Source organism: Ruegeria sp. BHSB196, assembly GCF_059613135.1.
Map to the genome: position 1 here is coordinate 26,303 of NZ_JBXWRY010000026.1, position 20,886 is coordinate 47,188.

At 66.9% G+C, this 20,886-nt stretch carries 23 protein-coding genes; 11 read left to right on the forward strand and 12 right to left on the reverse strand.

All coding sequences use genetic code 11. The annotated features are described in order from the left end of the window. Window positions 1-15 precede the first annotated feature (15 nt). The 4 genes from ftsY to AC2FNJ_RS13555 all read left to right on the forward strand — a co-directional run bounded on the left by ftsY (window position 16) and on the right by AC2FNJ_RS13555 (window position 3,571). Entirely contained in the window at window positions 16-1,170 is a 1,155-nt protein-coding gene (ftsY, locus tag AC2FNJ_RS13540) for a signal recognition particle-docking protein FtsY (protein ID WP_496764934.1), read from the forward strand. 79 nt (window positions 1,171-1,249) lie between these two features. Further along, window positions 1,250-2,152 (forward strand): EamA family transporter, encoded by a 903-nt coding sequence (locus AC2FNJ_RS13545; protein ID WP_496764935.1) that lies wholly within the window; start codon window positions 1,250-1,252, stop codon window positions 2,150-2,152. A gap of 17 nt (window positions 2,153-2,169) precedes the next feature. Further along, complete coding sequence (locus tag AC2FNJ_RS13550) at window positions 2,170-2,775, forward strand: inner membrane-spanning protein YciB (RefSeq protein ID WP_496764936.1); 606 nt, start codon at window positions 2,170-2,172, stop codon at window positions 2,773-2,775. Between the two features lie 127 nt (window positions 2,776-2,902). After that, window positions 2,903-3,571, forward strand: a complete 669-nt coding sequence (locus tag AC2FNJ_RS13555; RefSeq protein WP_496764937.1) for a Crp/Fnr family transcriptional regulator — start codon at window positions 2,903-2,905, stop codon at window positions 3,569-3,571. Window positions 3,572-3,811: 240 nt separating this feature from the next. Here the strand turns inward: AC2FNJ_RS13555 and AC2FNJ_RS13560 are convergent, their stop codons facing one another. From AC2FNJ_RS13560 to rpiA, 6 genes are all read right to left on the reverse strand, one after another. Beyond that, window positions 3,812-5,254, reverse strand: a complete 1,443-nt coding sequence (locus AC2FNJ_RS13560) for a Do family serine endopeptidase (RefSeq protein ID WP_496764939.1) — start codon at window positions 5,252-5,254, stop codon at window positions 3,812-3,814. Between the two features lie 230 nt (window positions 5,255-5,484). Further along, complete coding sequence (locus tag AC2FNJ_RS13565) at window positions 5,485-5,679, reverse strand: DUF2065 domain-containing protein (protein WP_496764941.1); 195 nt, start codon at window positions 5,677-5,679, stop codon at window positions 5,485-5,487. Continuing rightward, window positions 5,679-6,557: a protease modulator HflC gene (gene hflC / locus AC2FNJ_RS13570; RefSeq protein WP_496764942.1), complete on the reverse strand. Its 879-nt coding sequence runs from the start codon at window positions 6,555-6,557 to the stop codon at window positions 5,679-5,681. Before hflC ends, AC2FNJ_RS13565 begins: the two co-directional genes overlap by 1 nt. 3 nt (window positions 6,558-6,560) lie before the next feature. Then, window positions 6,561-7,706, reverse strand: a complete 1,146-nt coding sequence (hflK, locus tag AC2FNJ_RS13575) for an FtsH protease activity modulator HflK (RefSeq protein WP_496764944.1) — start codon at window positions 7,704-7,706, stop codon at window positions 6,561-6,563. 72 nt (window positions 7,707-7,778) lie between these two features. Next, window positions 7,779-9,137 carry a glutathione-disulfide reductase gene (gene gor, locus AC2FNJ_RS13580; RefSeq protein WP_496764945.1) on the reverse strand — a complete coding sequence of 453 codons (1,359 nt, stop codon included), beginning with the start codon at window positions 9,135-9,137 and terminating at the stop codon, window positions 7,779-7,781. Window positions 9,138-9,148: 11 nt separating this feature from the next. Next, window positions 9,149-9,937 (reverse strand): ribose-5-phosphate isomerase RpiA, encoded by a 789-nt coding sequence (gene rpiA / locus AC2FNJ_RS13585; protein WP_496764947.1) that lies wholly within the window; start codon window positions 9,935-9,937, stop codon window positions 9,149-9,151. Between the two features lie 129 nt (window positions 9,938-10,066). On the opposite strand from rpiA, the gene AC2FNJ_RS13590 reads away from it, so the two are divergent. From AC2FNJ_RS13590 to AC2FNJ_RS13605, 4 genes are all read left to right on the forward strand, one after another. Beyond that, window positions 10,067-10,855, forward strand: a complete 789-nt coding sequence (locus AC2FNJ_RS13590) for a methyltransferase domain-containing protein (RefSeq protein ID WP_496764948.1) — start codon at window positions 10,067-10,069, stop codon at window positions 10,853-10,855. Window positions 10,856-10,942: 87 nt separating this feature from the next. After that, window positions 10,943-11,644 carry a glutathione S-transferase family protein gene (locus tag AC2FNJ_RS13595; protein WP_496764949.1) on the forward strand — a complete coding sequence of 234 codons (702 nt, stop codon included), beginning with the start codon at window positions 10,943-10,945 and terminating at the stop codon, window positions 11,642-11,644. 1 nt (window position 11,645) lies between these two features. Beyond that, window positions 11,646-13,019, forward strand: a complete 1,374-nt coding sequence (locus tag AC2FNJ_RS13600; protein WP_496764950.1) for an L-serine ammonia-lyase — start codon at window positions 11,646-11,648, stop codon at window positions 13,017-13,019. Window positions 13,020-13,088: 69 nt separating this feature from the next. Further along, window positions 13,089-14,006 (forward strand): DMT family transporter, encoded by a 918-nt coding sequence (locus AC2FNJ_RS13605; protein ID WP_496764951.1) that lies wholly within the window; start codon window positions 13,089-13,091, stop codon window positions 14,004-14,006. On the opposite strand, the gene AC2FNJ_RS13610 is transcribed toward AC2FNJ_RS13605, so the two are convergent. Then, a complete protein-coding gene (locus AC2FNJ_RS13610; RefSeq protein ID WP_496764980.1) occupies window positions 13,951-14,679 on the reverse strand; it encodes a thiamine diphosphokinase in 729 nt (242 codons plus the stop codon). The genes AC2FNJ_RS13605 and AC2FNJ_RS13610 overlap by 56 nt on opposite strands. Window positions 14,680-15,083: 404 nt before the next feature. On the opposite strand from AC2FNJ_RS13610, the gene AC2FNJ_RS13615 reads away from it, so the two are divergent. After that, window positions 15,084-16,202 (forward strand): hypothetical protein, encoded by a 1,119-nt coding sequence (locus AC2FNJ_RS13615; RefSeq protein WP_496764953.1) that lies wholly within the window; start codon window positions 15,084-15,086, stop codon window positions 16,200-16,202. A gap of 204 nt (window positions 16,203-16,406) precedes the next feature. Continuing rightward, window positions 16,407-16,952, forward strand: coding sequence for a GNAT family N-acetyltransferase (locus AC2FNJ_RS13620; RefSeq protein ID WP_496764954.1), 546 nt, complete (start codon window positions 16,407-16,409; stop codon window positions 16,950-16,952). 15 nt (window positions 16,953-16,967) lie between these two features. Here AC2FNJ_RS13620 and AC2FNJ_RS13625 read toward each other — a convergent pair whose 3' ends face one another. The 5 genes from AC2FNJ_RS13625 to nthA form a co-directional block, all read right to left on the reverse strand. Next, a complete protein-coding gene (locus AC2FNJ_RS13625) occupies window positions 16,968-17,210 on the reverse strand; it encodes a DUF2842 domain-containing protein (protein WP_496764955.1) in 243 nt (80 codons plus the stop codon). Beyond that, window positions 17,210-18,505 (reverse strand): adenylosuccinate synthase, encoded by a 1,296-nt coding sequence (locus tag AC2FNJ_RS13630; RefSeq protein WP_496764957.1) that lies wholly within the window; start codon window positions 18,503-18,505, stop codon window positions 17,210-17,212. Before AC2FNJ_RS13630 ends, AC2FNJ_RS13625 begins: the two co-directional genes overlap by 1 nt. A gap of 232 nt (window positions 18,506-18,737) precedes the next feature. Further along, on the reverse strand, window positions 18,738-19,064 hold the full coding sequence (locus AC2FNJ_RS13635; protein WP_496764958.1) for a nitrile hydratase accessory protein: 327 nt from the start codon (window positions 19,062-19,064) through the stop codon (window positions 18,738-18,740). Continuing rightward, window positions 19,061-19,738 carry a nitrile hydratase subunit beta gene (gene nthB / locus AC2FNJ_RS13640; RefSeq protein WP_496764960.1) on the reverse strand — a complete coding sequence of 226 codons (678 nt, stop codon included), beginning with the start codon at window positions 19,736-19,738 and terminating at the stop codon, window positions 19,061-19,063. Before nthB ends, AC2FNJ_RS13635 begins: the two co-directional genes overlap by 4 nt. Next, window positions 19,735-20,349 (reverse strand): nitrile hydratase subunit alpha, encoded by a 615-nt coding sequence (gene nthA / locus AC2FNJ_RS13645; RefSeq protein WP_496764981.1) that lies wholly within the window; start codon window positions 20,347-20,349, stop codon window positions 19,735-19,737. The genes nthB and nthA overlap by 4 nt, the downstream gene beginning before the upstream one ends. Window positions 20,350-20,497: 148 nt before the next feature. Here nthA and secG point away from each other — a divergent pair, with 148 nt between their 5' ends. Continuing rightward, complete coding sequence (gene secG / locus AC2FNJ_RS13650; RefSeq protein ID WP_496764961.1) at window positions 20,498-20,866, forward strand: preprotein translocase subunit SecG; 369 nt, start codon at window positions 20,498-20,500, stop codon at window positions 20,864-20,866. The last annotated feature ends 20 nt before the right edge of the window (window positions 20,867-20,886 follow it).

Genomic DNA, 20,886 nt, shown 5'->3' on the forward strand with positions numbered 1-20,886 from the left:
CCGCGGAGACCGAAGATGGCGTTTTTTTCCAAGCTCAAGGACCGGCTGTTCAAATCCTCGTCCAAGCTCGAACAGGGGCTCGACGCGATCGTCGAGGATGGCGGCGAGGAAACGCCCGGCACGCCCGACCCGGTGATCCCCGAACCCGAGCCGGAACCGCAGCCGGTGCCCGAGATCCCTGAGCCCGCCCCGGCCCCGCAACCGCAGGAAACGCCGTCGCCCGCTCCGGCCGATCCGACGCCCGCGCCCCCGCCGCCCGAGGACCCCGCGCCGGAGTCGCAAAAGGGCCTGCTGGGCCGCCTGTTCTCCCGCGGCGATGCGCGCAGGGTGATGCGCCGCACGCTCGACGACGACATGCTGGAACAGCTCGAGGAACTGCTGATCGCCTCGGACATGGGCGTGGACACCGCCCTGCGCGTCACCGCCAACATGGCCGAAGGGCGCTATGGCAGGAAGCTCTCGACCGACGAGATCAAGCAGCTTCTGGCCCGCGAGGTGGCCCGCGTCATGGAGCCCGTCGCCAAACCCCTTCCGCTCTACCCCAAGCGCCCGCAGGTGGTGCTGGTGGTCGGCGTCAACGGGTCCGGAAAGACCACGACCATCGGCAAGCTCGCCAGCCAGTTCAAGGCCGCCGGCAAGAAGGTGGTGATCGCCGCCGGCGACACCTTCCGCGCCGCCGCGGTCGAACAGCTGCAGATCTGGGGCGACCGCGCCGGCGTGCCGGTGCTGACCGCGCCCGAAGGCTCCGATCCGGCCTCGCTGGCCTTCGACGCCCTGACCCAGGCGCAGGCGGACGGCGCCGACCTGCTGCTGATCGACACCGCCGGCCGCCTGCAGAACCGCGCCGACCTGATGGAGGAGCTGGCCAAGATCGTCCGGGTGATCCGCAAGATCGACGACACCGCCCCCCACAACACGCTCCTGGTGCTCGACGCCACCACCGGCCAGAACGCGCTCAGCCAGGTGGAAACCTTCCGCAAGCTGGCCGATGTCACCGGCCTGGTGATGACCAAGCTCGACGGCACCGCCAAGGGCGGGGTGCTGGTGGCGCTGGCCGACAGGTTCGGCCTGCCGATCCACGCCATCGGCGTCGGCGAGCAGATCGACGACCTCGCCCCCTTCGACCCCGAGGACTTCGCCGCCGCCCTGACCGGGCTCGAGCGGTCCTGATCTTCATCTTGCCGAAAATACTCCCGGGGGTCCGGGGGCAGGCAGCCCCCGGCCTCTGCGCCCCGCGAAAGGCCCGGCCGTGAGCGACTGGCTGATCTCCCTCGAAGGCACCGACTCCGGCCACCGCCTGGCCCTCGGCCTCGCCCTGATGGCCGCCTTCCTGCATGCCGTGTTCGGCGCCCTGCAGAAAGGCCGCCACGATCCCTGGCTGTCGCGCGGCGCGATCGACGCTTCCTACGGCCTCATGGCGGCGCCCTTCGCGCTCTTCGTCGTGCCCTGGCCCGAGCCGCATATGTGGCCGATCGTCGCCACCGCCTGGCTCATCCACATCCTCTACAAGATCCTGCAGGCCATGGCCTATACCAAGGGTTCCTACACGGTGGTCTACCCGGTGGTCCGCGGCACCGGACCCCTGTTTGCGGTGATCGGCGCCTATCTGCTGTTCGACGAGGTGTTTTCGCCTGTGCAATGGCTGGGCGTGCTGGTGCTGCTGTCGGGGATCTTCGGGCTTGCGGTCTACAATCTCAGATATCTCGAGACTGAACGCGACACGCTGGTGGTGGCGCTGGGGCTGGCCTTCGTGACCGGGCTGTTCGTGGCGCTCTACACCACCTATGACGCCTATGGCATCCGCGCCACCGCCGATCCGTTCACCTTTCTGGCCTGGTTCTTCATGATCGACGGCGCGGTCTTGCCGTTCTACGCCTTCCTGCGCTGGCGGGCGATGGTGCACCGGCCCGCGCCCGGCCCGCTGATGCTGCGCGGGGTCGTCGGCGGCATCGTCGCCTTCCTGTCCTTCGGCGCGATCATGCTGGCGACGCGGCTCGACAAGGTGGGCGAAGCCGCGGTGCTGCGGGAGACCTCCACGGTCTTTGCCGCGCTGATCGGCTGGCTGGTCCTGAAAGAGACCGTCGGGCCGAGACGAATTGCCCTAATGGCATTGATTGCGCTCGGCGCTGTGATAGTTGAAATGGGCGGCTGAGCGGCAGGTGGAAAGACATGGCGACCGGGAAAGACATCAATCCGTTTCTGAAACAGGTGCTGGAACTCGGCCCCACGCTGGCCTTCTTCGTGATCTACCTGCGCCTTCGGGATGAAACCTTCGTGGTCTCCGGCACCGAATATTCCGGGTTCATCGTCGCCGCCGTCCTGTTCGTGCCGATCATGCTGGCCGCGATGGGCATCCTGTGGGTTCTGACCGGCAAGCTGAGCCGCATCCAGATCTTCACCGCCTTCATGGTCGTGTTTTTCGGCGGCCTCACCGCCTGGTTCAACGACGAGCGGTTCTTCAAGATGAAGACGACGCTGGTCTACGGCTTCTTCTCGGCGATGCTGGGGATCGGGCTTTTGCAGGGCCGGTCCTATCTGGCCTACATCCTCGACGACATGCTGCCGATGCGCATGGAGGGCTGGATGATCCTCACCCGGCGCCTCTGCGCCGGCTTTGCCGCGCTCGCCCTCGCCAACGAACTGGTGTGGCGCACCCTGTCCACCGATCTCTGGGTCAAGATCGAAACCTTCGGCTTCCCGCTGGCGCTGATGGCCTTCCTGATGATGCAGTTCAACATGCTGCAAGGCTATATGGACGACTCAGACGAACGCTGAGGCGCAGCCGGACAGGGTGCGGGCATCGACGGTGGTGAAAGAAAGACCCTGAAAAACACTTGGTTTGGCCGCAAACCTGTGAAAAATAGCGCACCACACTCACTCACACCGGAGCCCTGTCCAATTCATGACAGCCTTTCCTGACACCGGATTCCTGTCCGATGCCTCCGACCGTCTCAAGGCCATGCTTTCCGCCCAGGCCTCCGAAGTCGTGCTTGCGCGCGGCGACGTCCTGTTCGAACAGGGCGACGAGGGCGACGCGCTCTACGCCATTCTCGAAGGCACGCTCGAAGTGTCCTACCTGTCGATGAGCGGGCGGAAGCTGACCCTCGACTTCATGCGCCCCGGCATGGTGTTCGGCGAAATCGCCCTGTTCGATCCCGGACCGCGCACCGCCACCATCTCGGCCGCCGAACCGTCGCGCGTTCTGCGCGTGCGCAGCAGCGACGTGCTCCAGCAGATCCGGACCCATCCCGACATGGCGGTGGACATGATCCGGCTGGCCGGGTTGCGGATGCGCTGGATGAATTCCCAAATGACCGAACAGGTGTTCCTGCCGATGCCGATCCGGCTGGCGCGCAAGCTCTTGCACCTGGCAGAGCTTCAGCCCAAGCCCGAGGAAAAGCTGGCGCTGTCGCAGACCGATCTGGCCGAATTCGTCGGCGCCACGCGCGAGGCGGTGTCCAAGACCCTGTCGGCCTGGAAAAAGGACGGCATCGTCGAGGCGACCCGCGGCGGTCTGCGCATCAAGGATTTCGAGGCTTTGGAGGCGCTGGCGGAATCCGATCTGATCTGACTTGTTCGCGGTGTGATCCGGTTCACAGACCCGTCCGCGTCCGTGGGCTACACATAGGGTGTTACCGTACCGAGGCCGGGTGATCATCCCCGATTTCTGTCCGAACTGGCCTCTCCCTGTAACCAGAGCCATATGCTTCGGCATATGGCTCTTTTCCTTTCGATCCGATCCCGCAAAGGACCGGTATCCAAAGAAAAACGGCCGGGGCCTTGCCCGGCCGCCATTTTGATCAAGCGTCGATCACTCCGACAGGCTCAACGCCACGAAACGCGGCTCCCCGCCCCGGCGCACCAGCAGCAGAAGCGACTTGCGCCCGGCCTCGCGCGCCTCTTCGATCCGTGCATCCAGATCCTCGAGCGAGTTGATCTTCTGCTGGCCCGCCTCGGTGATCAGATCGCCAGCGCGCAGCCCCTTTTCATAGGCTTCGGACGCTTCGTCCACATTGGTGATCACCAGACCGGTGGCGTCCTCGTCCAGACCCAGATCGCTGCGGGTCTGCGCGTTGAGCTGCATGACCGTCAGGCCCAGGATGTCCTGTTCGGCCTCGGCCGGCGGTTCCGCCGTCGACGACGAGTCGCCGTTTTCCGCGCGTTCGGCATCCTCGCGGCGTCCCAGCGTCACCAGGAAGGTCTGGGTCGCGCCGTCGCGATAGACCACCACCCGCACCGACTTGCCCACGGTGGTCTCGCCGACCTGGCGCACCAGCGCCCGGGTGTCCTCGACCTCCACGCCGTCGAAACTGACGATCACGTCCCCGGCCAGCAGGCCGGCTTCCTTGGCGGGACCGTCCGGCACGTCGCTGATCAACGCGCCGCCGGGCTTGTCCAGCCCCATCGCCTCGGCCATGTCCTCGGTCACGTCCTGGATGCGCACGCCCAGCCAGCCGCGGCGGGTCTCTCCGAATTCGCGCAGTTGTTCGACCACCTTGACCACGACGTTGGACGCCATCGAGAACCCGATCCCGATCGAGCCGCCATTGGGCGACAGGATCGCGGTGTTCACCCCGATGACCTCGCCCTCCATGTTGAACAGCGGCCCGCCGGAATTGCCCCGGTTGATGGCCGCGTCGGTCTGGATGTAGTCGTCATACGATCCGCTCAACTCGCGGTTCCGCGCCGACACGATTCCGGCGGAGACCGAAAACCCCTGTCCCAGCGGATTGCCCATGGCCACCACCCAGTCGCCCACGCGGGCCGTGTCGCTGTCGCCGAATTTGACAAATTTCAGAGGGCCTTCCGCTTCGACCTTCAACAGGGCGATGTCGGTCTTTTCGTCCCGGCCGACCACCTTGGCCGGCATTTCCTTGGCCGGCTGCCCCTCGCCCGGAAAGAACTCCACCAGGATTTCGTCGGCCTCGGCGATGACGTGGTTGTTGGTCACGATAAAGCCGTCCTCGGAAATCACGAAACCCGACCCCAGCGCGTTGCTGCGGCGCGGCCGGTTGCCGTCGCCGTTGCGGTCCTGGAATTCCCGGAAGAAGTCCTCGAAGGGCGACCCCTCGGGCACGATGCCGCGCGGGCCGGCCTGGCTTTCGATCAGCGTCGTGGTGGTGATGTTGACGACCGCCGGGCTGACCTGTTCGGCCAGCGGCGCCAGGCTTTCTGGCTTTGCCAGGGCCGTCAGCGACTGCGCCAGCACGAAAAGCGTCGTCAGCAAGGCCAGCCACAAAAGGCTCAAACGCATCCTTGTGTCGTCCTGCGTCAACGAAATACCGCGTGCCTGTGCCTGCACTGGAGGTCTCCTTATCACCAAGCAACTCATCCGGCCGCCAACGGGAGGCCGGTTCCTTAACCCCAATGTAGTCAGTTTGGCCCTGCCCGCAACTCGGGAAAACGGCCAATTCACCGGCGCGTGAGCCGATACCGGCCGAACGCGGTGGGGGCTTGCCCCGCCACGCGCGCCGCCGAACCGGGTCAGAATCCGATCTGATGCGCCGCCCACAGCAGGATCGCCCCGCTCACCAGGCACAACAGCCCGACATTGCGGCGCGCGCTTTCCGGGAGCATGCGCAGCGCCTCGAGCATCCGCTCGACAAGCGAAGGGGCCAGCGCATAGGCCAGCCCCTCGACGATCAGAACCAGCCCGAGGGCCAGAAGGATCAGTCCCATCAATCCGTCTGCCGGCCCGTGGCCGAGCCGAGGTAGTTGAAGAACTCTGAGTCCGGGCTCAGAACCAGCGAGCTGTTGCCGCCGGTCAGGGCGCGTTCGTAGGCCGAAAGCGACCGGTAGAACTCGAAAAAGCCCGGATCCTTGCCGAAGGCTTCGGCGAAGATCGCGTTGCGCTGCGCGTCGGCCTCACCACGGATGATCTCGGCCTCGCGGCGCGCTTCCGACACCAGCTCGACCACGGTCCGGTCGGCCTGGGCGCGGATCCGCTGCGCGGCTTCCTCACCGCGCGCCACTTCGTCGGCGGCCTCGCGTTCACGCTCGGCGCGCATCCGGGCAAAGGTCGCCTCCAGGTTCGCCTGCGGCAGGTCGGTGCGCTTCAGCCGCACGTCGATGACCTCCAGCCCCAGATCGCGCGCCTCGGAAATCGCGCCGTTGCGGATGCGCAGCATCAGCGCCGCCCGGTCCGAGCTGAGGATGTCGTTCGAACTAACCGAACCCAGCACTTCGCGGGTCTTGGCGCGCAGGATCGAATCCAGACGCGATTCGGCGGTCGCGACACCGCCGGCACCCACCGCCTGACGGAACTGGCGGACATCGGCGATGCGGTAGCGGGCGAAGGCATCGACCACCAGACGCCGGTCGTCGAGCGGCGTGACTTCGAGCGGCCCGACCTCGCGGCTCAGGATCCGGTCGTCATAGCGGACCACTTCCTGAATCAGCGGGATCTTGAAGGCCAGCCCCGGCTCTTCCTTGACATCCACGACGCGGCCGAATTGCAGCACCAGCGCCTTTTCGCGTTCGTCCACGATGAAGATCGAGGACAGGGCGACCACCACGGCGATCACGATGACCGGAAGGATAAACGTCGATTTGCGCATGTCTCAGTTCCCCTCGGTGGTATTGCGACGCAGCTCGTTGAGCGGCAGGTAGGGCACGACCCCCTGCCCCGGCCCGGTCGCGTTCTCGTCCAGAATGATCTTGTTCACGTCGCCCAAGACCTGCTCCATCCGTTCCAGATACAGGCGCTTGCGCGTCACTTCGGGGGCCTTCACGTATTCCTCCAGCACCGCGCTGAAACGGCTGGCCTCACCCTGCGCCTCGTTCACGACGCGGGCGCGATACCCTTCGGCCTCTTCCAGCACCTGCGCGGCTTCACCGCGCGCCCCGGCCAGAACCCGGTTGGCATAGGCGTCGGCCTGTTTCTCCAGCCGGTCGCGTTCCTGTCCGGCCGACTGGACCTCGCGGAAGGCGTCCTTGACCGGTTCCGGCGGATCGGCCCCGTCAAAGTTCACACGCACGATGTTGATGCCGGAATTGTAGCTGTCCAGCGTGGACTGGATGAGCTCTTCCAGCCGCTCGGCAATGATCGCCCGGTCCCGGTTGAGGATCGGCGCCAGGTCGGATTGCGCGATGATCTCGCGCATCGCCGACTCGGACACCGCCTGGATGGTCTGGCGCGGATCGCGCAGGTTGAACAGATAGTTGGCGGGATCGTTGATGTTCCACACCACCTGGAAATCGATATCGACGATGTTCTCGTCGCCGGTCAGCATCAGCCCGGCATCGCTGCCGCGCCCGCCGGACCCGATGGTTTCGGTCTGTTCGACCTTCACCGGGATCACTTCCGCCGTCACCACCGGCCAGGGGGCAAAGTTCAGACCTTCGGTGCCGATGCCCGAGAAGCTGCCGAACAGCAGCTCGACGGACTGTTCCTCGGGCTTGACGGTGTAGAGGCTGGCAAACGCCCACAGGCCCACGGCCACGACGCCGCCCAACATGAGAGTTCCGCGGGTAAAGACCGGCCCGCCGCCGCCGCCCTGACCCTGGCCGCCGCCACGGCCACCGCCGCCGCGCCCGCCCATCAGCACGCGCAGCTGCTCCTGGCCCTTCTTCATCAGCTCGTCGATCTCGGGGATCTGCGGACCGTCACCTTCGGGTGGGCGACGCCCATCCCCGTTGTTGCCCCGTTTTCCTCCGCCGCCGGAAGAGCCTCCGCCCCCCCAGGGGCCGCCGCTGTTGCCCGCCATGTGTTTTCAATCCCTTTTTATGGCCCGTGTGATCACGGGGTCTCTTCTAACCTGTGTACGCCGGCTTGCAAATCAAGCGCTGCGTACGGGTTGCCGCAATGTGACCAATTCCTCGGCCATGACCGGATGCACCGCCACGGTGCGGTCAAAGTCCTCCTTGGTCGCTCCCATTTTTATCGCGATGCCGGCCAACTGGATCATCTCGCCCGCGCCCGGAGCGACGATATGGCACCCCAGAACCTTGCGGGTAGCCTTCGAGACGATCAGTTTCATCAGAACCCGCTGCGACCGGCCGGCAAACGCCTGCTGCATCGGCTTGAACGACGTGGCGTAGACGTCGATCGGCTCCTGCTCGGCCGCGGCTTCCTCGCTCAGGCCCACCGTGCCCATCTCGGGCTGGGTGAAGATCGCGGTCGGGATCAGTTCGTGATCCACCGGCGTCGGATTGCCCTTGAACACCGTTTCGACAAAGGCCATGCCCTCGCGGATCGCCACCGGGGTCAGGTTCACCCGGTCGGTGACATCGCCGATGGCGTAGATCGAGGGCACCGCCGTCTGGCTGTATTCGTTCACCACGATCTCGCCCTTGCGGCCCAGGTCCACGCCCAGACCCTCAAGCCCCAGATCGTCGGTGTTGGGCCGGCGGCCGGTGGCATACATCACCACGTCGAACGACCGCTCGGTGCCGTTGGTGGCCTTGACGCGGATCCTGTCGCCGTCGCGGGTCATCTCCAGCACGTTGGTGCCCAGATGCACGTCGATGCCGTTCTGGCACATCTCCTCGCAGATCAGCCCGCGGGCCTCGTCGTCGAAGCCGCGCAGGATCTGCGCGCCGCGGTAGAACTGCGTGGTCTTCACCCCCATCCCGTTCATGATCCCGGCAAACTCGCAGGCGATGTAGCCGCCGCCGACGATCAGGATGCTGTCGGGCAGCTTTTCCAGGTGGAAGATCTCGTTCGAGGTGATCGCCAGCTCCGAGCCGGGAAACTCCGGCACCACGGGCCGCCCGCCGGTGGCGATCAGGATATGCTTGGCGGTCTTGCGGGTGCCGTCAGCCAGTTCCACGGTGTGCGGATCGACCAGCCGCGCCCGCAGATCGAAACTCTCCACCCCGTTGGTCTTCAGGATGTTGCGATAGATGCCCTCCAGCCGGTCCAGTTCGGCGGTCAGCTTGCCGTGGAAGGTGGACCAGTCGAACGCGCCCGGCCGGATGTCCCATCCGTAGGACCGCGCATCCTCGACCATGCCGGAATATTCGCTGGCGAAAACCATGAGCTTCTTGGGCACGCAGCCCCGGATCACGCAGGTGCCGCCATAGCGGTCCTCCTCGGCCAGCGCCACCCTGGCCCCCGCCTCGCCCGCCGCCACGCGCGCCGCCCGCACACCGCCGGAACCGCCGCCGATGACGAACAGGTCATAGTCAAAACTCATGGATTTCACCCTCAGTCCGCGAGATCGGAAAACAGGTTGTCGCTTTCGGCAAGGTTCATCTGATCATGCTCAATGGTGCCTTCGTTGATGTCGCGCACATCGACCCGGCCATCGCCGAAGCCGATCACGACCCTGTCACAGATATCAATGAACAGGCCGTTTTCAACCACGCCGGGGATCTGGTTGAGCACCAGCGCCAGTTGCCGGGCATTGCCGATCCGCTGCAGGTGCAGGTCGAGGATGTGATTGCCCTCGTCGGTGATGAACGGCGCCTCGCCGTTCATCCGCAACGAGGTCGAGCGGCCCAGCACATCCATCGCCACAAGGGTCTCTTCGATCAGCGAGCGGGTGGTCTGCCAGCCGAACGGAATCACCTCGACCGGCAGGGGAAACGCGCCCAGCGTTTCGACCTCCTTGCCGGCATCGGCGATCACCACCATCTGTTCGCTGGCGGTGGCCACGATCTTTTCCTGCAACAGCGCCCCGCCGCCGCCCTTGATCAGGTTCAGGTCGCCGTCGAACTCGTCCGCGCCGTCGATGGTGAGGTCGAGCCACCCGGCCTGATCCAGCGACACCACCTCGATCCCTTCCTCCAGCGCCAGCTGCGCGGTCCGGGTCGAGGTCGGCACGCCCTTGATGCGCAATCCTTCCTCCCGCACCCGCTCGCCCAGGCACCGCACCAGCCAGGCCGCGGTCGAACCGGTCCCGAGCCCGACCCGCATCCCGTCCTCGACCATGTCGGCAGCGCGGCGCGCGGCAACGAATTTGGCCTTGTCGATGGGCGACAACTCTCCGGTCATGGCAGCAACTCCGAATTCAGATGTTGCGCCCTTATAGGCAATGTCGTCCGGCGGTGCGAGGGGGCTTGCACCGCTTTCCTCGCCGCAGGCCGGGAAAAACGCTATGCTGTGCGGTCAGGGGGGGCGCATATGCTGAAATTCGACGAGGCCACGGCGCAGCTGCTGGAGATCGCCTATCAGGGTGCGGACGTGTCCCGCCGGCGCCGCGCCAGTTTCGACGCCCTGTCGCCCGCGCCGGACGACACCATCCTCGATCTCGGCTGCGGCAACGGCCTGATGACGCTGGAGCTGTCGCGCGCCGTCGGCCCTGGCGGACGGGTGGCCGGGCTGGACCCCAGCCCCGACATGCTGAGCGCCGCCCGCACGCGATGTGCGGAGCGGGACAACGTGGACCTCGTCGAAGGCGTGGCCGAATCCCTGCCCTTCGACGCGGGCCAGTTCGACAAGGCGGTGGCGCTGCAGGTCTTCGAGTATTTCGACGACATGCGCCCGGCCCTGCGCGAACTCCACCGCGTGCTGCGCCCCGGCGGCCGGCTGGTGATCGGCGACGTCCACTGGGACACGCTGGCCTGGCACAGCGACGATCCCGCCCGGATGGCGCACATGATCCGGATCTGGGACGGGCACCTTGCGCAACGGGACGCTCCCGCCCACCTGCCGCCGCAGCTGCGCGACTGCGGGTTCGAGGTGGAGGCCGTCCGACCCCTGTGCCTGACCGACACGGTGCTGCGGCCCGACGGCCTGGCCAACATGATGATTCGCCTGATGACCGCCTACGCGCTGGGAACCGAGGGGATGCCCGCCGACCGGGTGCACGCCTGGGCACGGGAACAGGAGAAGCTGGCCGAACAGGGGCGGTTCTTCTTTTCGATCACCCATTTCGTCTGCGTGGCGCGGCGGTTGCCCGGGCCGGAGTGACCAAAGATGTCGGGAAAATGCGGGTTTCCGATAGGAAACGTCGCAAATGGAGATTTGGGAATCGGGGCTTGGGCCTAAATAGGCGGTATGGAAACGCGCTATCGCCTGCACTACGCCCCCGACAATGCCTCGCTGATCGTCCGGCTGGTATTGGAAGAGATGGGCCTGCCCTACGACACCGCGCTGGTGGACCGCAGCCGGCGCGCGCAGGACGGCGCGGCCTATCGCGCGCTCAACCCGAACGGGCTGATCCCGGTTCTGGAAACGCCGCAGGGGCCGATCTTTGAAACCGCGGCCATCCTGCTGTGGCTGGCCGATACCCATGGGGCGCTGGCCCCCGCTCCTGCGGACCCCGACCGCGGCGCGTTCCTGAAGTGGCTGTTCTTCGCCTCGAACACGCTGCATGCCGATCTGCGCATCCTGTTCTACGCCGACACCTATATCGACCCGCAGGCGGCCGAGACCCTGCGCGCCGGCATCCGTCCCCGCCTGCGCCGGCACCTGGCGCTGCTCGACGAGGCTGCGGCGGCCAAGCCGGACTGGCTGCACCCCGACACTCCGTCGGTCCTGACCTATTACATCGCCTGCCAGATGCGCTGGATGAGCCTCTATCCGCAGGCCAGCGACCGCAGCTGGTTCAACATCGCCGACACGCCGCACCTGCAACGCATCCTGCAAGGGCTGGAATCCCGCCCCGCGACCCGGGCCGCCATCGCGGCCGAGGGGCTGGGGGCGATGCCCTTCACATCACCCGTCTACGCCACTCCTTCAGAAGGCTCAGCGACCTGACATGTTCCTCTCCGTCTTCGATATGTTCAAGGTGGGCGTCGGCCCCTCGTCCTCGCACACGATGGGGCCGATGGTCGCCGCCGCGCGGTTTCTCGACCTCATGCGCGCCTCGCCCTTCGAGTTCTCGGGACTCCGGGCCTCGCTGCACGGCTCGCTCGCCTTCACCGGCGTCGGTCACGCCACCGACCGCGCCACCATTCTCGGGCTGGCGGGGTTCGTGCCCGACACCTACGACCGCGACAAGGCCGAAGCCACGCTGACGGCGATCAACGAAACCCGCACCGTCACGCCCCAGGGCCTGCCCACGCTCGGGTTCGACCCCAAGGCGGATCTGATCTTCGACTATGACAACGCCCTGCCCGGCCACGCCAACGGCATGATCCTGATGGCCACCGACGCGCAGGGCGACGTGATCCTGCGGCAGGTCTATTACTCGGTCGGCGGCGGCTTCGTCCTGACCGAAGAGGAACTGGCCCAGGGCAAGGACACCAATGACGGCCCGCCGGTGCCCTACCCGTTCAAATCAGCCGCCGAGATGCTGCAGATGGCCGCCGACTCGGGCAAGTCCATCGCCGAGATGAAGCGCGCCAACGAGATCGCGCGCGGCTGCGCCGACAGTTTCGCCAAGGGAACCGCCCGCCTCTGGGAAGTGATGAACGCCTGCATCGAACGCGGCCTGACCACCGACGGCATCCTGCCGGGCGGGCTGAACGTCCGCCGCCGCGCCAAGGGGATCTATGACGCGCTGATGGCCGAACGCGGCATGAACCTGAACGCCCCGCACACGATCAACGACTGGATGAGCGTCTACGCCATGGCGGTGAACGAGGAAAACGCCGCCGGCGGCCAGGTCGTCACCGCCCCCACCAACGGCGCGGCGGGCGTGCTGCCGGCGGTGCTGCGCTATTACCTCGACCACGTGCCCGGCGCCTCGGAAAGCCATATCGAGGATTTCCTGCTGACCGCCGCCGCCATCGGCGGGCTGGTCAAGTACAACGCCTCGATCTCGGGTGCCGAGGCCGGATGCCAGGCCGAGGTCGGCAGCGCCGCAGCGATGGCGGCGGCCGGCCTCTGCGCGGTGATGGGCGGCACGCCCGAACAGGTGGAGAACGCCGCCGAGATCGCGCTGGAGCACCATCTGGGCATGACCTGCGACCCGGTGGCCGGGCTGGTGCAGGTGCCCTGCATCGAACGCAACGGGCTGGGCGCAATCAAGGCGGTGTCGGCGGCCTCGCTGGCGCTGCGCGGCGACGGCAAGCATTTCGTGCCGCTGGACGCGGTGATCGAGACCATGCGCCAGACCGGCGCCGACATGAACGAAAAGTACAAGGAAACCTCGCTGGGCGGTCTGGCGGTGAACGTCCCCAACTGCTGAGGACCGGCGCGGGCCAAGAGGCAGCGTTTCACCCTTTTGCATTCCGACCCCTTGGCCTAGCTTGGCGCAATGACCCAGGACCGCCCCGTTCTCGGCATCCTTCTGATGCTCGGCTTCTGCGTGCTCGCACCGATGGGCGACGCGCTGGCCAAGCTGTTGGGCGAGACCCTGCCCATCGGCCAGCTCCTGCTGGTGCGCTTCGCGGTGCAGGCGGCGCTCCTGATTCCGCTGATCGCCGTGACCGGGCGGCCCTGGCGGATGCGCGGGCGGGTGTTCCGGCTGACCGTGATCCGCACCGCGCTGCACATCGTCGGCATCGGCGCCATGTTCACCTCGCTGCAATACCTGCCGCTGGCCGATGCCATCGCGATTGCCTTCGTGATGCCGTTCATCATGCTGCTGCTGGGCAAATACGTGCTGGGCGAAGAGGTGGGCGCGCGCAGGCTGGGCGCCTGCATCGTCGGGTTCTCCGGCACGCTGCTGGTCATCCAGCCCAGCTTTGCCGAGGTCGGCCTGCCCGCCCTGCTGCCGCTGGTGGTCGCGGTGGTCTTTGCGCTCTTCATGCTCGTCACCCGGCAGATCGCCAAGGAAACCGATCCGGTCTCGCTTCAGGCGGTGTCCGGGGTGCTGGCCTCGGCGGCTCTGCTGCCCGTGCTGATCGCCGGCGACCTGTTCGGCTGGCCGCAAGTGTCGCTGGCCCCCCTCGACGACCTTTTCATCGCATGGCTGCTGCTGGCCATCGGCGTTCTGGGAACGGTCGCGCATCTGCTGATGACCTGGTCGCTGCGCTACGCGCCCTCGGCCACGCTGGCCCCGATGCAGTATCTCGAAATCCCGGTGGCGACGGTGATCGGCTGGCTGATCTTCCGCGACCTGCCCAACGGTCTGGCCGCGCTGGGCATCTGCATCACGGTCGCCGCCGGGCTCTACGTCATCCTGCGCGAGCGGGCCATCGCCCGGTCCGCCCCGACAGAAACGCCCGCATGACCGTACCGAACGCCGCGCGCGGCACCATCGCCAGCAGCCCCGGTTCGTCGAACGCAATCTCGACCGCGCCCAGAACCCGGTTCGAGGTTCCGATCTGCCCGTCCGGCTCGAACACCAGCCCGTCGATCGGCCATTCCAGCCCGCGGCTGCGCCCCGTCACCCGCCGCAGCGGAAACAATGACAGGAGGCTGCCCGGCGCGATCTCCAGCCGGATCTGCGGCGGCGCGTGAAACACCACCTCATGCGCACCGACCAGCACGCAGGGCCGATCAGCGTGGCGCACCAGGCTGTTGAACACCGCCAGCTGATGATCGATCCGCCGCCCCAGAAAGCCGATTCCGACCACCACCGGCGCCTCGATACTGCGCAGCGCCTTGTCGAAATCGGTGCTGTCCTGTTCGCGAATCGGAAACAGCCGTTCGGCCGGAAGCCGGCTCAGTTCGGCCTGCGTGAACGAATCAAAATCGCCTATAACGGCATCGGGCATTCGGCCACTCGCCAGTACCGCGCGCGCGCCGCCATCGGCGGCCACGACCGTCTTGACGGCGTTCAGCATCAGATCGAAGTCATTTTCGCCGATTTCACCCCCACCAACCAATCCAATTGGCTCAAAAGACTGAACAATTGCGCCAGAATGAGGCTCATTGGACTTATTTGGTGAATTCCGACACATTCCAACCACAAAATGATACCTTGAATTACACAGTTTTGCGCCGAAAATGGCTCTGGGCGCAATATAAGCTAGACAATTGGTATGTAGAGGACGAGCGTCGCATGGTACAGAGCAACAAGGTCTTAACCGTCTCATATGGATCATTTTCCTGCACCTTGGAAGGATTTGACGATTCCTTCGAGACGATGAAGGCGATTGCCGAATACTTCCGGGATCTCGCCGCCGATGACCGCTATTTCGGCTCAGAACCGCCGCAACCCGACCCCGAGATGCTCACCCACATTGCACGCCGCGACCGGGCCCGCCATATAGAGGCCCGACATGACGCCGGCGGGATCGTCCTGAAGGCCACTCAGACATCCGCAGGGCGTCCCTCTGCCCCAACATCGACGGACCGCGATCATATGACGAAACATGCAGCCGCCAAGATGCCGGTGCTGGGCGACCCGTTTCAGGAAACCGGCGTCAGCAAGCCGGAGAAACTGCCGCCGGCCGACAGCATCGCCGCCAAGTTGCAGCGCATCCGCGCCGTGGTCTCGCGCCACGACACCGAAGCCACGAAGTACTCCGAGGACGAACACGCCGAATTCAAGCCGCCCGAGGCGCAGCAGACCATCGACGCGATCTCGGCCGCCTTCGCCAATGCCGAAAAGGAAGAGGCCGAGCGCAACAGCGAGGCGGTCCTGATCCTTGGCACGAAATCGGTCGAGGAACTGAGCGACGGGTTCCTGTTCTCCGACATCGGCAAGCCGGCGGCGGCCAAGGACCGGCCCACGGACAAGGCTGACGCCGACGAGATGCCCGACACCGCGCAGCCGGACGAACCGGAAGACCGGGATGCGGCACCGGAAGACGCCGCTGTGGCGGCAGCGCCCGCGGATCAGGCCGCTTCCCCGGCGCAGCCGGCCGAAGCCTCCGATCCGGCCGCGCCCGAAACGGCCCCGGAAGAACCAGACGACAAGGCCGACGAGCTGTTGCGCCTGATGGCCACCGCGGAACAGAAACTGCGCGAGACCGGCAAACTCGACCCGGTCGCGGACCAACCGGAACCGCCGGCCGCACCCGCCGCCCGGGAGACACACAGCGACACGCAAGCGCCCGAGGAAGCCGGACCTCGTGAGGGCCTTCTGCGGCTCGTCGCCGCGCAGCGCATCGACGACACCGCCGAGGCCGACACGGACGGCCCGGTGCAGCCCCGCCGTGTCGCGGCCGAGGACGAGGACGACGGCGCCAACGCGGGCTTCAAGCGGTTTGCCGAGGAACAGGGCGCGCAATCCATGCCCGAACTTCTTGAAGCCGCCGCCGCCTACCTGTCCTTTGTCGAAGGTCAGAAGCAGTTTTCGCGCCCGCAGCTGATGAACAAAGTCCGGTCGGTGGACCGCGCCGGTTTCGACCGCGAAGACAGCCTTCGGTCGTTCGGGCAGTTGCTGCGCGACGGCAAGATCGAAAAGGCGGGCGGCGGCCGCTTTTCCGCCTCCAGCCAGATCGGATACCGCCCGGACGACAAACGCGCCGTCGGCTGAACCCGCGGCGACACACGGACTTGGGGGCCGGGGCCTGCGCCCTGGCCCCTTTCCTTTGCCCTTGAGGCAAGGTCGAACCCGCCGCCCTCGGGCAGGTTCGGTTTGTCGCAGGCCGCGAGGGACGATTCTGATGCTGCATTGCAGAAAACGTGCTAGACTGCGGTCAAGGGGAGGAGATGAACCGGGTCAAACGGAGTGTCTCCTATGTCCGAACCGGCCATTCGACGCCTGCGCAGTTTTGACCAGCCCGCGATCGAGGCGCATTTCCACCGGCTTGACGCCGAGGCCCTGACCTCGCGCTTCGGGCGTGCGGTTCCCGCCGACTTCCTCTGGACCTACGTGGCCCGCATCCTGGACCCCGGCGCGCTCGTTCACGGCGCCTTTCCGGACAACCGGCTGCGCGGCCTGGCCGAATTGCGGCCCCTGCCGGACAGCCACAGCCGCGCCGCCGAGATGGCCCTGACGGTGGAAACCGACTGGCAGGATCGGGGGATCGGCGATGCGCTCCTGTCCCGCCTGATCACCGTCGCGCGCAACCGGGGCATCCGCGAGGTTCACATGATCTGTCTGGCCGGGAACCAGAAGATGCGCCACCTGGCGCACAAGCACCGCGCCGAACTGCGATTCGTTCCCGGCCAGGTCGAGGCCACCGTGACCGCGCCCTGGCCGACGCCCTTGACCATGGCTGCGGAAATCGCCGGAGAGTATCACGCCATCGCCCGCGCGATCTTCAGCTGGCCCGAACCGTGAGGGCCACCGGCGCGGTCAGTCGCCCTTGCGGTCCGGGTCTTCCTGGCCGACGCCCCGGAACACGAATTTGAAGGGCAAGGCCCACAGAATGCCCAGCACGACATAGACCAACAGTTCCAGCCAGATCGGCGGCCGGTCCATCAGGTTCAGAACCGTCACCACCGCCACGATGTAAAGCGGCAGGCCGACCAGCAGGATGACCAGCGACCAGCGCCGCCGGGCCTTGTAGCCGAGGCCCCTCTTTTCCGGCCCGCCCATCAGTCGGCAAACGGGTCGGTCACCAGAATGGTGTCGTCCCGCTCCGGGCTGGTGGACAGCAGCGCCACCGGACATTCGATCAGTTCCTCGACCCGGCGCACATACTTGATGGCGTTGGCCGGCAGGTCCGCCCAACTGCGCGCCCCCTCGGTGGACTCGCTCCAGCCTTCCATCTCTTCGTAGATCGGCCTGCAGCGCGCCTGCAGATCGGCGGCGATCGGCAGATAGTCCAGCCGCGCGCCGTCCAGGTCGTAGCCGACGCAGATCTTCAGCGTCTCGAACCCGTCCAGCACGTCGAGCTTGGTCAGCGAGATGCCGTTCACGCCGCTGGTGGCGCAGGTCTGCCGGACCAGGCAGGCGTCGAACCAGCCGCAGCGCCGCTTGCGGCCGGTGGTGGTGCCGAACTCATGCCCCCGCTCGCCCAGGCGCTGCCCGTCCGCATCGTCCAGCTCGGTCGGAAACGGCCCCTCGCCCACGCGCGTGGTATAGGCCTTGACGATGCCCAGCACGAAGTCGATCGACCCCGGCCCGATGCCGACGCCGGTCGCCGCCTGCCCGGCGATCACGTTCGACGAGGTGACGAAGGGATAGGTGCCGAAATCGATGTCCAGCAGCGCGCCCTGCGCGCCCTCGAACAGGATGCGCTTTCCCGCCTTGCGCTTTTCGTTCATCACCTTCCAGACCGGCCCGGCATATTTCAGGATTTCCGGCGCGATCTCCTTCAGCTGCGCAATCAGCGCGTCCCGGTCCACCGGCGCGATCCCCAACCCCTTGCGCAGCGGGTCGTGATGCTGCAGGGCGCGATCCACCCGCGCCTCCAGCGTCGCCGCATCCGCCAGATCGGCCACCCGGATCGAGCGGCGCCCCACCTTGTCCTCATAGGCCGGGCCGATGCCGCGCCCGGTGGTGCCGATCTTGGTGCCCTTGCTGGCGGCTTCCTCGCGCGCGCGGTCCAGTTCTCCGTGGATGGGCAGGATCAGCGGCGTGTTCTCGGCGATCATCAGAGTCTCGGGCGTGATGGCGACGCCCTGTGCGCGGACGGTCTCGATCTCCCGGATCAGATGCCACGGATCCAGAACGACCCCATTGCCGATCACGCTCAGCTTGCCGCCGCGGACCACGCCCGACGGCAGCGCGTGCAGCTTGTAGACCTTGCCGTCGATGACCAGGGTATGCCCGGCATTGTGCCCGCCCTGGAAGCGCGCGATCACATCCGCCCGCTCGCTCAGCCAATCGACGATCTTGCCTTTTCCCTCGTCGCCCCACTGGGCGCCGACCACAACCACATTGGCCATATCCGGTCCTTTTGCTGCGATGCTTCGAACCCGGCCCGTATACCGGGGCGCGCGAGTCAGTGAAACCGCAATTTCGACGCACCGGGCGGTGCGCCTTTGGAAAATCGCGCATGCCGCGCGATGCCTCCGGCGGGGATATTTTCAGCCAGATGAACGAGGGGCCCCTGCTTCATCTGGCCCGAAATATCCCGGGGGAGTCGCGGCTTGCCGCGACGGGGGCAGCGCCCCCCTGCTACCGCCGGGGCAGGCGCACCGGCCGGCCATGGGGCGTTGACAGATAGGCGTCTTCCCAGGCGTTGCGCAGCGCCGCGACCTCGTCCGGGGCGGCGGTGCCGGTTTCGGCCAGCAGCGCCTCCAGCGTCTCCAGCCAGGCGTTGAAATAGTCGTCGCCGCCGTCCAGCGCGCGGTCCAGGCCGCGCCGCTTCAACACCGCCGAAAACCGCGCCGCCCAATCCGGCCAGTCGAACCGCCCGGCCTCGTTCAGCGCAACCGTCAGCGCGAAGACCTGGGCGTGCCAGGGCTGCTCGAAGACCGGTTCGGGCGCGGCACCGGCGGTCATGCCGGCACCAGGTAGCTTTGCCAGAGGTCCAGCACCACCTCATCCTCGGGATGTTCGGGATGCGCCCACAGCTCGCGCGCGTAGAACCGCACGGCATAGAGCGGCTCGGGCGCCTCGCCCAGCCCATGCGCGTTGCTGTCCGGCAGCACGTGGGCGCCGTGGATCCGATGGACGTAGCCCAGCGCCCCCGCCACGTATTTCGGCAGGCGGGTATGGCCGCCCGGCACCAGCGCGTTGTCCGACGGCAGCCGCGTCCGCACGGCCTGGCCGGCGGAAAAGCGCGGCGCCGGCCCGCCGGCGCGGTCGGCCGGGCCGCCCTTGGCCAGGACACCGGCCACCGCCCCGGCCCCGAGCGCCCGCTCCGCCAGCGGGTGCGCCCCGGACCCGCCCGTTCCGCGCAGATCGTCCTCGGTCAGCACCCCGGTCCCGACCAGCAGATCGGCCAACGCCGAAATCCATTTCTCGTAATAGCTGAACCGCGCGTAATCCCCGGGCGACAGCCGCTCGCGGGCGTGCCGCGACATGTCGATGTTCCACTGGCCCAGCGCCCCGGCGGCCAGCGTGACCGCCAGCGCCCGCGCGTGCCAGTCCTCGGCAAAGACCGGATCGCCTTCGGCTTCGGGGCGCACCGGGCCGTCCCCGAACCGCCCGCCCATGTCATGCACGCGGGTCATGACGGCACCTGCGGCTGGCCGGTGCCGATCATGCTGTCGCGCGTGACCAGCGCCGCGAGCGCGTCCTCGTCCATGCCCTCGGTTCCCGCAGGCCGCATCGGCAGGACGAGATAGCGGACCTCGGCCGTCGAATCCCAGACCCTGACCGCGGTTTCCGGCGGCAGGGCGACGCCGAATTCCGCCAGCACCCTGCGCGGCTCGCGCACCGCCCGGGCGCGGTAGGCGTCGGACTTGTACCAGCCGGGCGGAATGCCCAGCAGCGGCCACGGATAGCAGCTGCACAGGGTGCAGACGACCATGTTGTGCCGCGCCGGCGTGTTTTCGACCACCACCATGTGTTCGCCCTGCCGGCCGTAGTACCCCAGATCGGCCACCACCGGCGTGGCATCCTCCAGCAGCGCCGCCCGGAACTCGGGGTCCAGCCACGCCCGCGCCACCACCCGGGCGCCGTTCTTCGGGCCGATCCGGTTCTCGTAGGTGTCGATGATCTCGTCCAGCGCCGCCGGGTCGATCAGCCCCTTCCGGGTCAGAATCGTCTCCAGCGCCTTGACGCGCAGCGCCGGCTCGGGCGGCAGCAGGGCGTGGGGATGGTCGGGATCGTCATGCGGCATGACCGCAGGGTGCGCGAGGGACGTCATCCTGTCCAGCCCCTTTGGCGCGATCCGGCCCGATGCCCGGGGGGCGGAAACTCCTCCCTTGCCCCTTCGGGCAAACTTGCATAGATACCACGCGATACACGCCACGCTGCGCAGGAACACCATGGAAAACGTCGTTCTCATCATTCACCTTCTCCTGGCCCTGGGCCTGATCGCCGTCGTCCTGATGCAGCGGTCCGAAGGTGGCGGTCTGGGAATGGGCAGCGGTGGTGGCGGCGGCGTCATGACCGGCCGCGCGGCGGCGACCGCATTGGGCAAGCTGACCTGGGTGCTGGCGATCTGCTTCATCATCACTTCGATGACGCTCACCATCATCGCGGCGCGCAAGTCGGCGGGCAGTTCGGTCATCGACCGGCTGGGCGTTCCCGCCCCGGCCGAGACCGAACAGACCGCACCGGTCGCACCTTCGGCGGACGATCTTCTGCCCCCGGCCGAGGGGGACAATGCACCGCTGATTCCGCAGGCCGACTGATCCACAAAACCTAGAAATCC

Bases quoted from the DNA above. Each gene is read 5' to 3' on its own strand.
- ftsY (WP_496764934.1), top strand. From the start codon at position 16: ATGGCGTTTTTTTCCAAGCTCAAGGACCGGCTGTTCAAATCCTCGTCC.
- AC2FNJ_RS13550 (WP_496764936.1), top strand. From the start codon at position 2,170: ATGGCGACCGGGAAAGACATCAATCCGTTTCTGAAACAGGTGCTGGAA.
- AC2FNJ_RS13555 (WP_496764937.1), top strand. From the start codon at position 2,903: ATGACAGCCTTTCCTGACACCGGATTCCTGTCCGATGCCTCCGACCGT.
- AC2FNJ_RS13560 (WP_496764939.1), bottom strand. From the start codon at position 5,254: ATGCGTTTGAGCCTTTTGTGGCTGGCCTTGCTGACGACGCTTTTCGTG.
- AC2FNJ_RS13565 (WP_496764941.1), bottom strand. From the start codon at position 5,679: ATGGGACTGATCCTTCTGGCCCTCGGGCTGGTTCTGATCGTCGAGGGG.
- hflC (WP_496764942.1), bottom strand. From the start codon at position 6,557: ATGCGCAAATCGACGTTTATCCTTCCGGTCATCGTGATCGCCGTGGTG.
- hflK (WP_496764944.1), bottom strand. From the start codon at position 7,706: ATGGCGGGCAACAGCGGCGGCCCCTGGGGGGGCGGAGGCTCTTCCGGC.
- gor (WP_496764945.1), bottom strand. From the start codon at position 9,137: ATGAGTTTTGACTATGACCTGTTCGTCATCGGCGGCGGTTCCGGCGGT.
- rpiA (WP_496764947.1), bottom strand. From the start codon at position 9,937: ATGACCGGAGAGTTGTCGCCCATCGACAAGGCCAAATTCGTTGCCGCG.
- AC2FNJ_RS13590 (WP_496764948.1), top strand. From the start codon at position 10,067: ATGCTGAAATTCGACGAGGCCACGGCGCAGCTGCTGGAGATCGCCTAT.
- AC2FNJ_RS13595 (WP_496764949.1), top strand. From the start codon at position 10,943: ATGGAAACGCGCTATCGCCTGCACTACGCCCCCGACAATGCCTCGCTG.
- AC2FNJ_RS13600 (WP_496764950.1), top strand. From the start codon at position 11,646: ATGTTCCTCTCCGTCTTCGATATGTTCAAGGTGGGCGTCGGCCCCTCG.
- AC2FNJ_RS13605 (WP_496764951.1), top strand. From the start codon at position 13,089: ATGACCCAGGACCGCCCCGTTCTCGGCATCCTTCTGATGCTCGGCTTC.
- AC2FNJ_RS13610 (WP_496764980.1), bottom strand. From the start codon at position 14,679: ATGTGTCGGAATTCACCAAATAAGTCCAATGAGCCTCATTCTGGCGCA.
- AC2FNJ_RS13615 (WP_496764953.1), top strand. From the start codon at position 15,084: ATGACGAAACATGCAGCCGCCAAGATGCCGGTGCTGGGCGACCCGTTT.
- AC2FNJ_RS13620 (WP_496764954.1), top strand. From the start codon at position 16,407: ATGTCCGAACCGGCCATTCGACGCCTGCGCAGTTTTGACCAGCCCGCG.
- AC2FNJ_RS13625 (WP_496764955.1), bottom strand. From the start codon at position 17,210: ATGGGCGGGCCGGAAAAGAGGGGCCTCGGCTACAAGGCCCGGCGGCGC.
- AC2FNJ_RS13630 (WP_496764957.1), bottom strand. From the start codon at position 18,505: ATGGCCAATGTGGTTGTGGTCGGCGCCCAGTGGGGCGACGAGGGAAAA.
- AC2FNJ_RS13635 (WP_496764958.1), bottom strand. From the start codon at position 19,064: ATGACCGCCGGTGCCGCGCCCGAACCGGTCTTCGAGCAGCCCTGGCAC.
- nthB (WP_496764960.1), bottom strand. From the start codon at position 19,738: ATGACCCGCGTGCATGACATGGGCGGGCGGTTCGGGGACGGCCCGGTG.
- nthA (WP_496764981.1), bottom strand. From the start codon at position 20,349: ATGCCGCATGACGATCCCGACCATCCCCACGCCCTGCTGCCGCCCGAG.
- secG (WP_496764961.1), top strand. From the start codon at position 20,498: ATGGAAAACGTCGTTCTCATCATTCACCTTCTCCTGGCCCTGGGCCTG.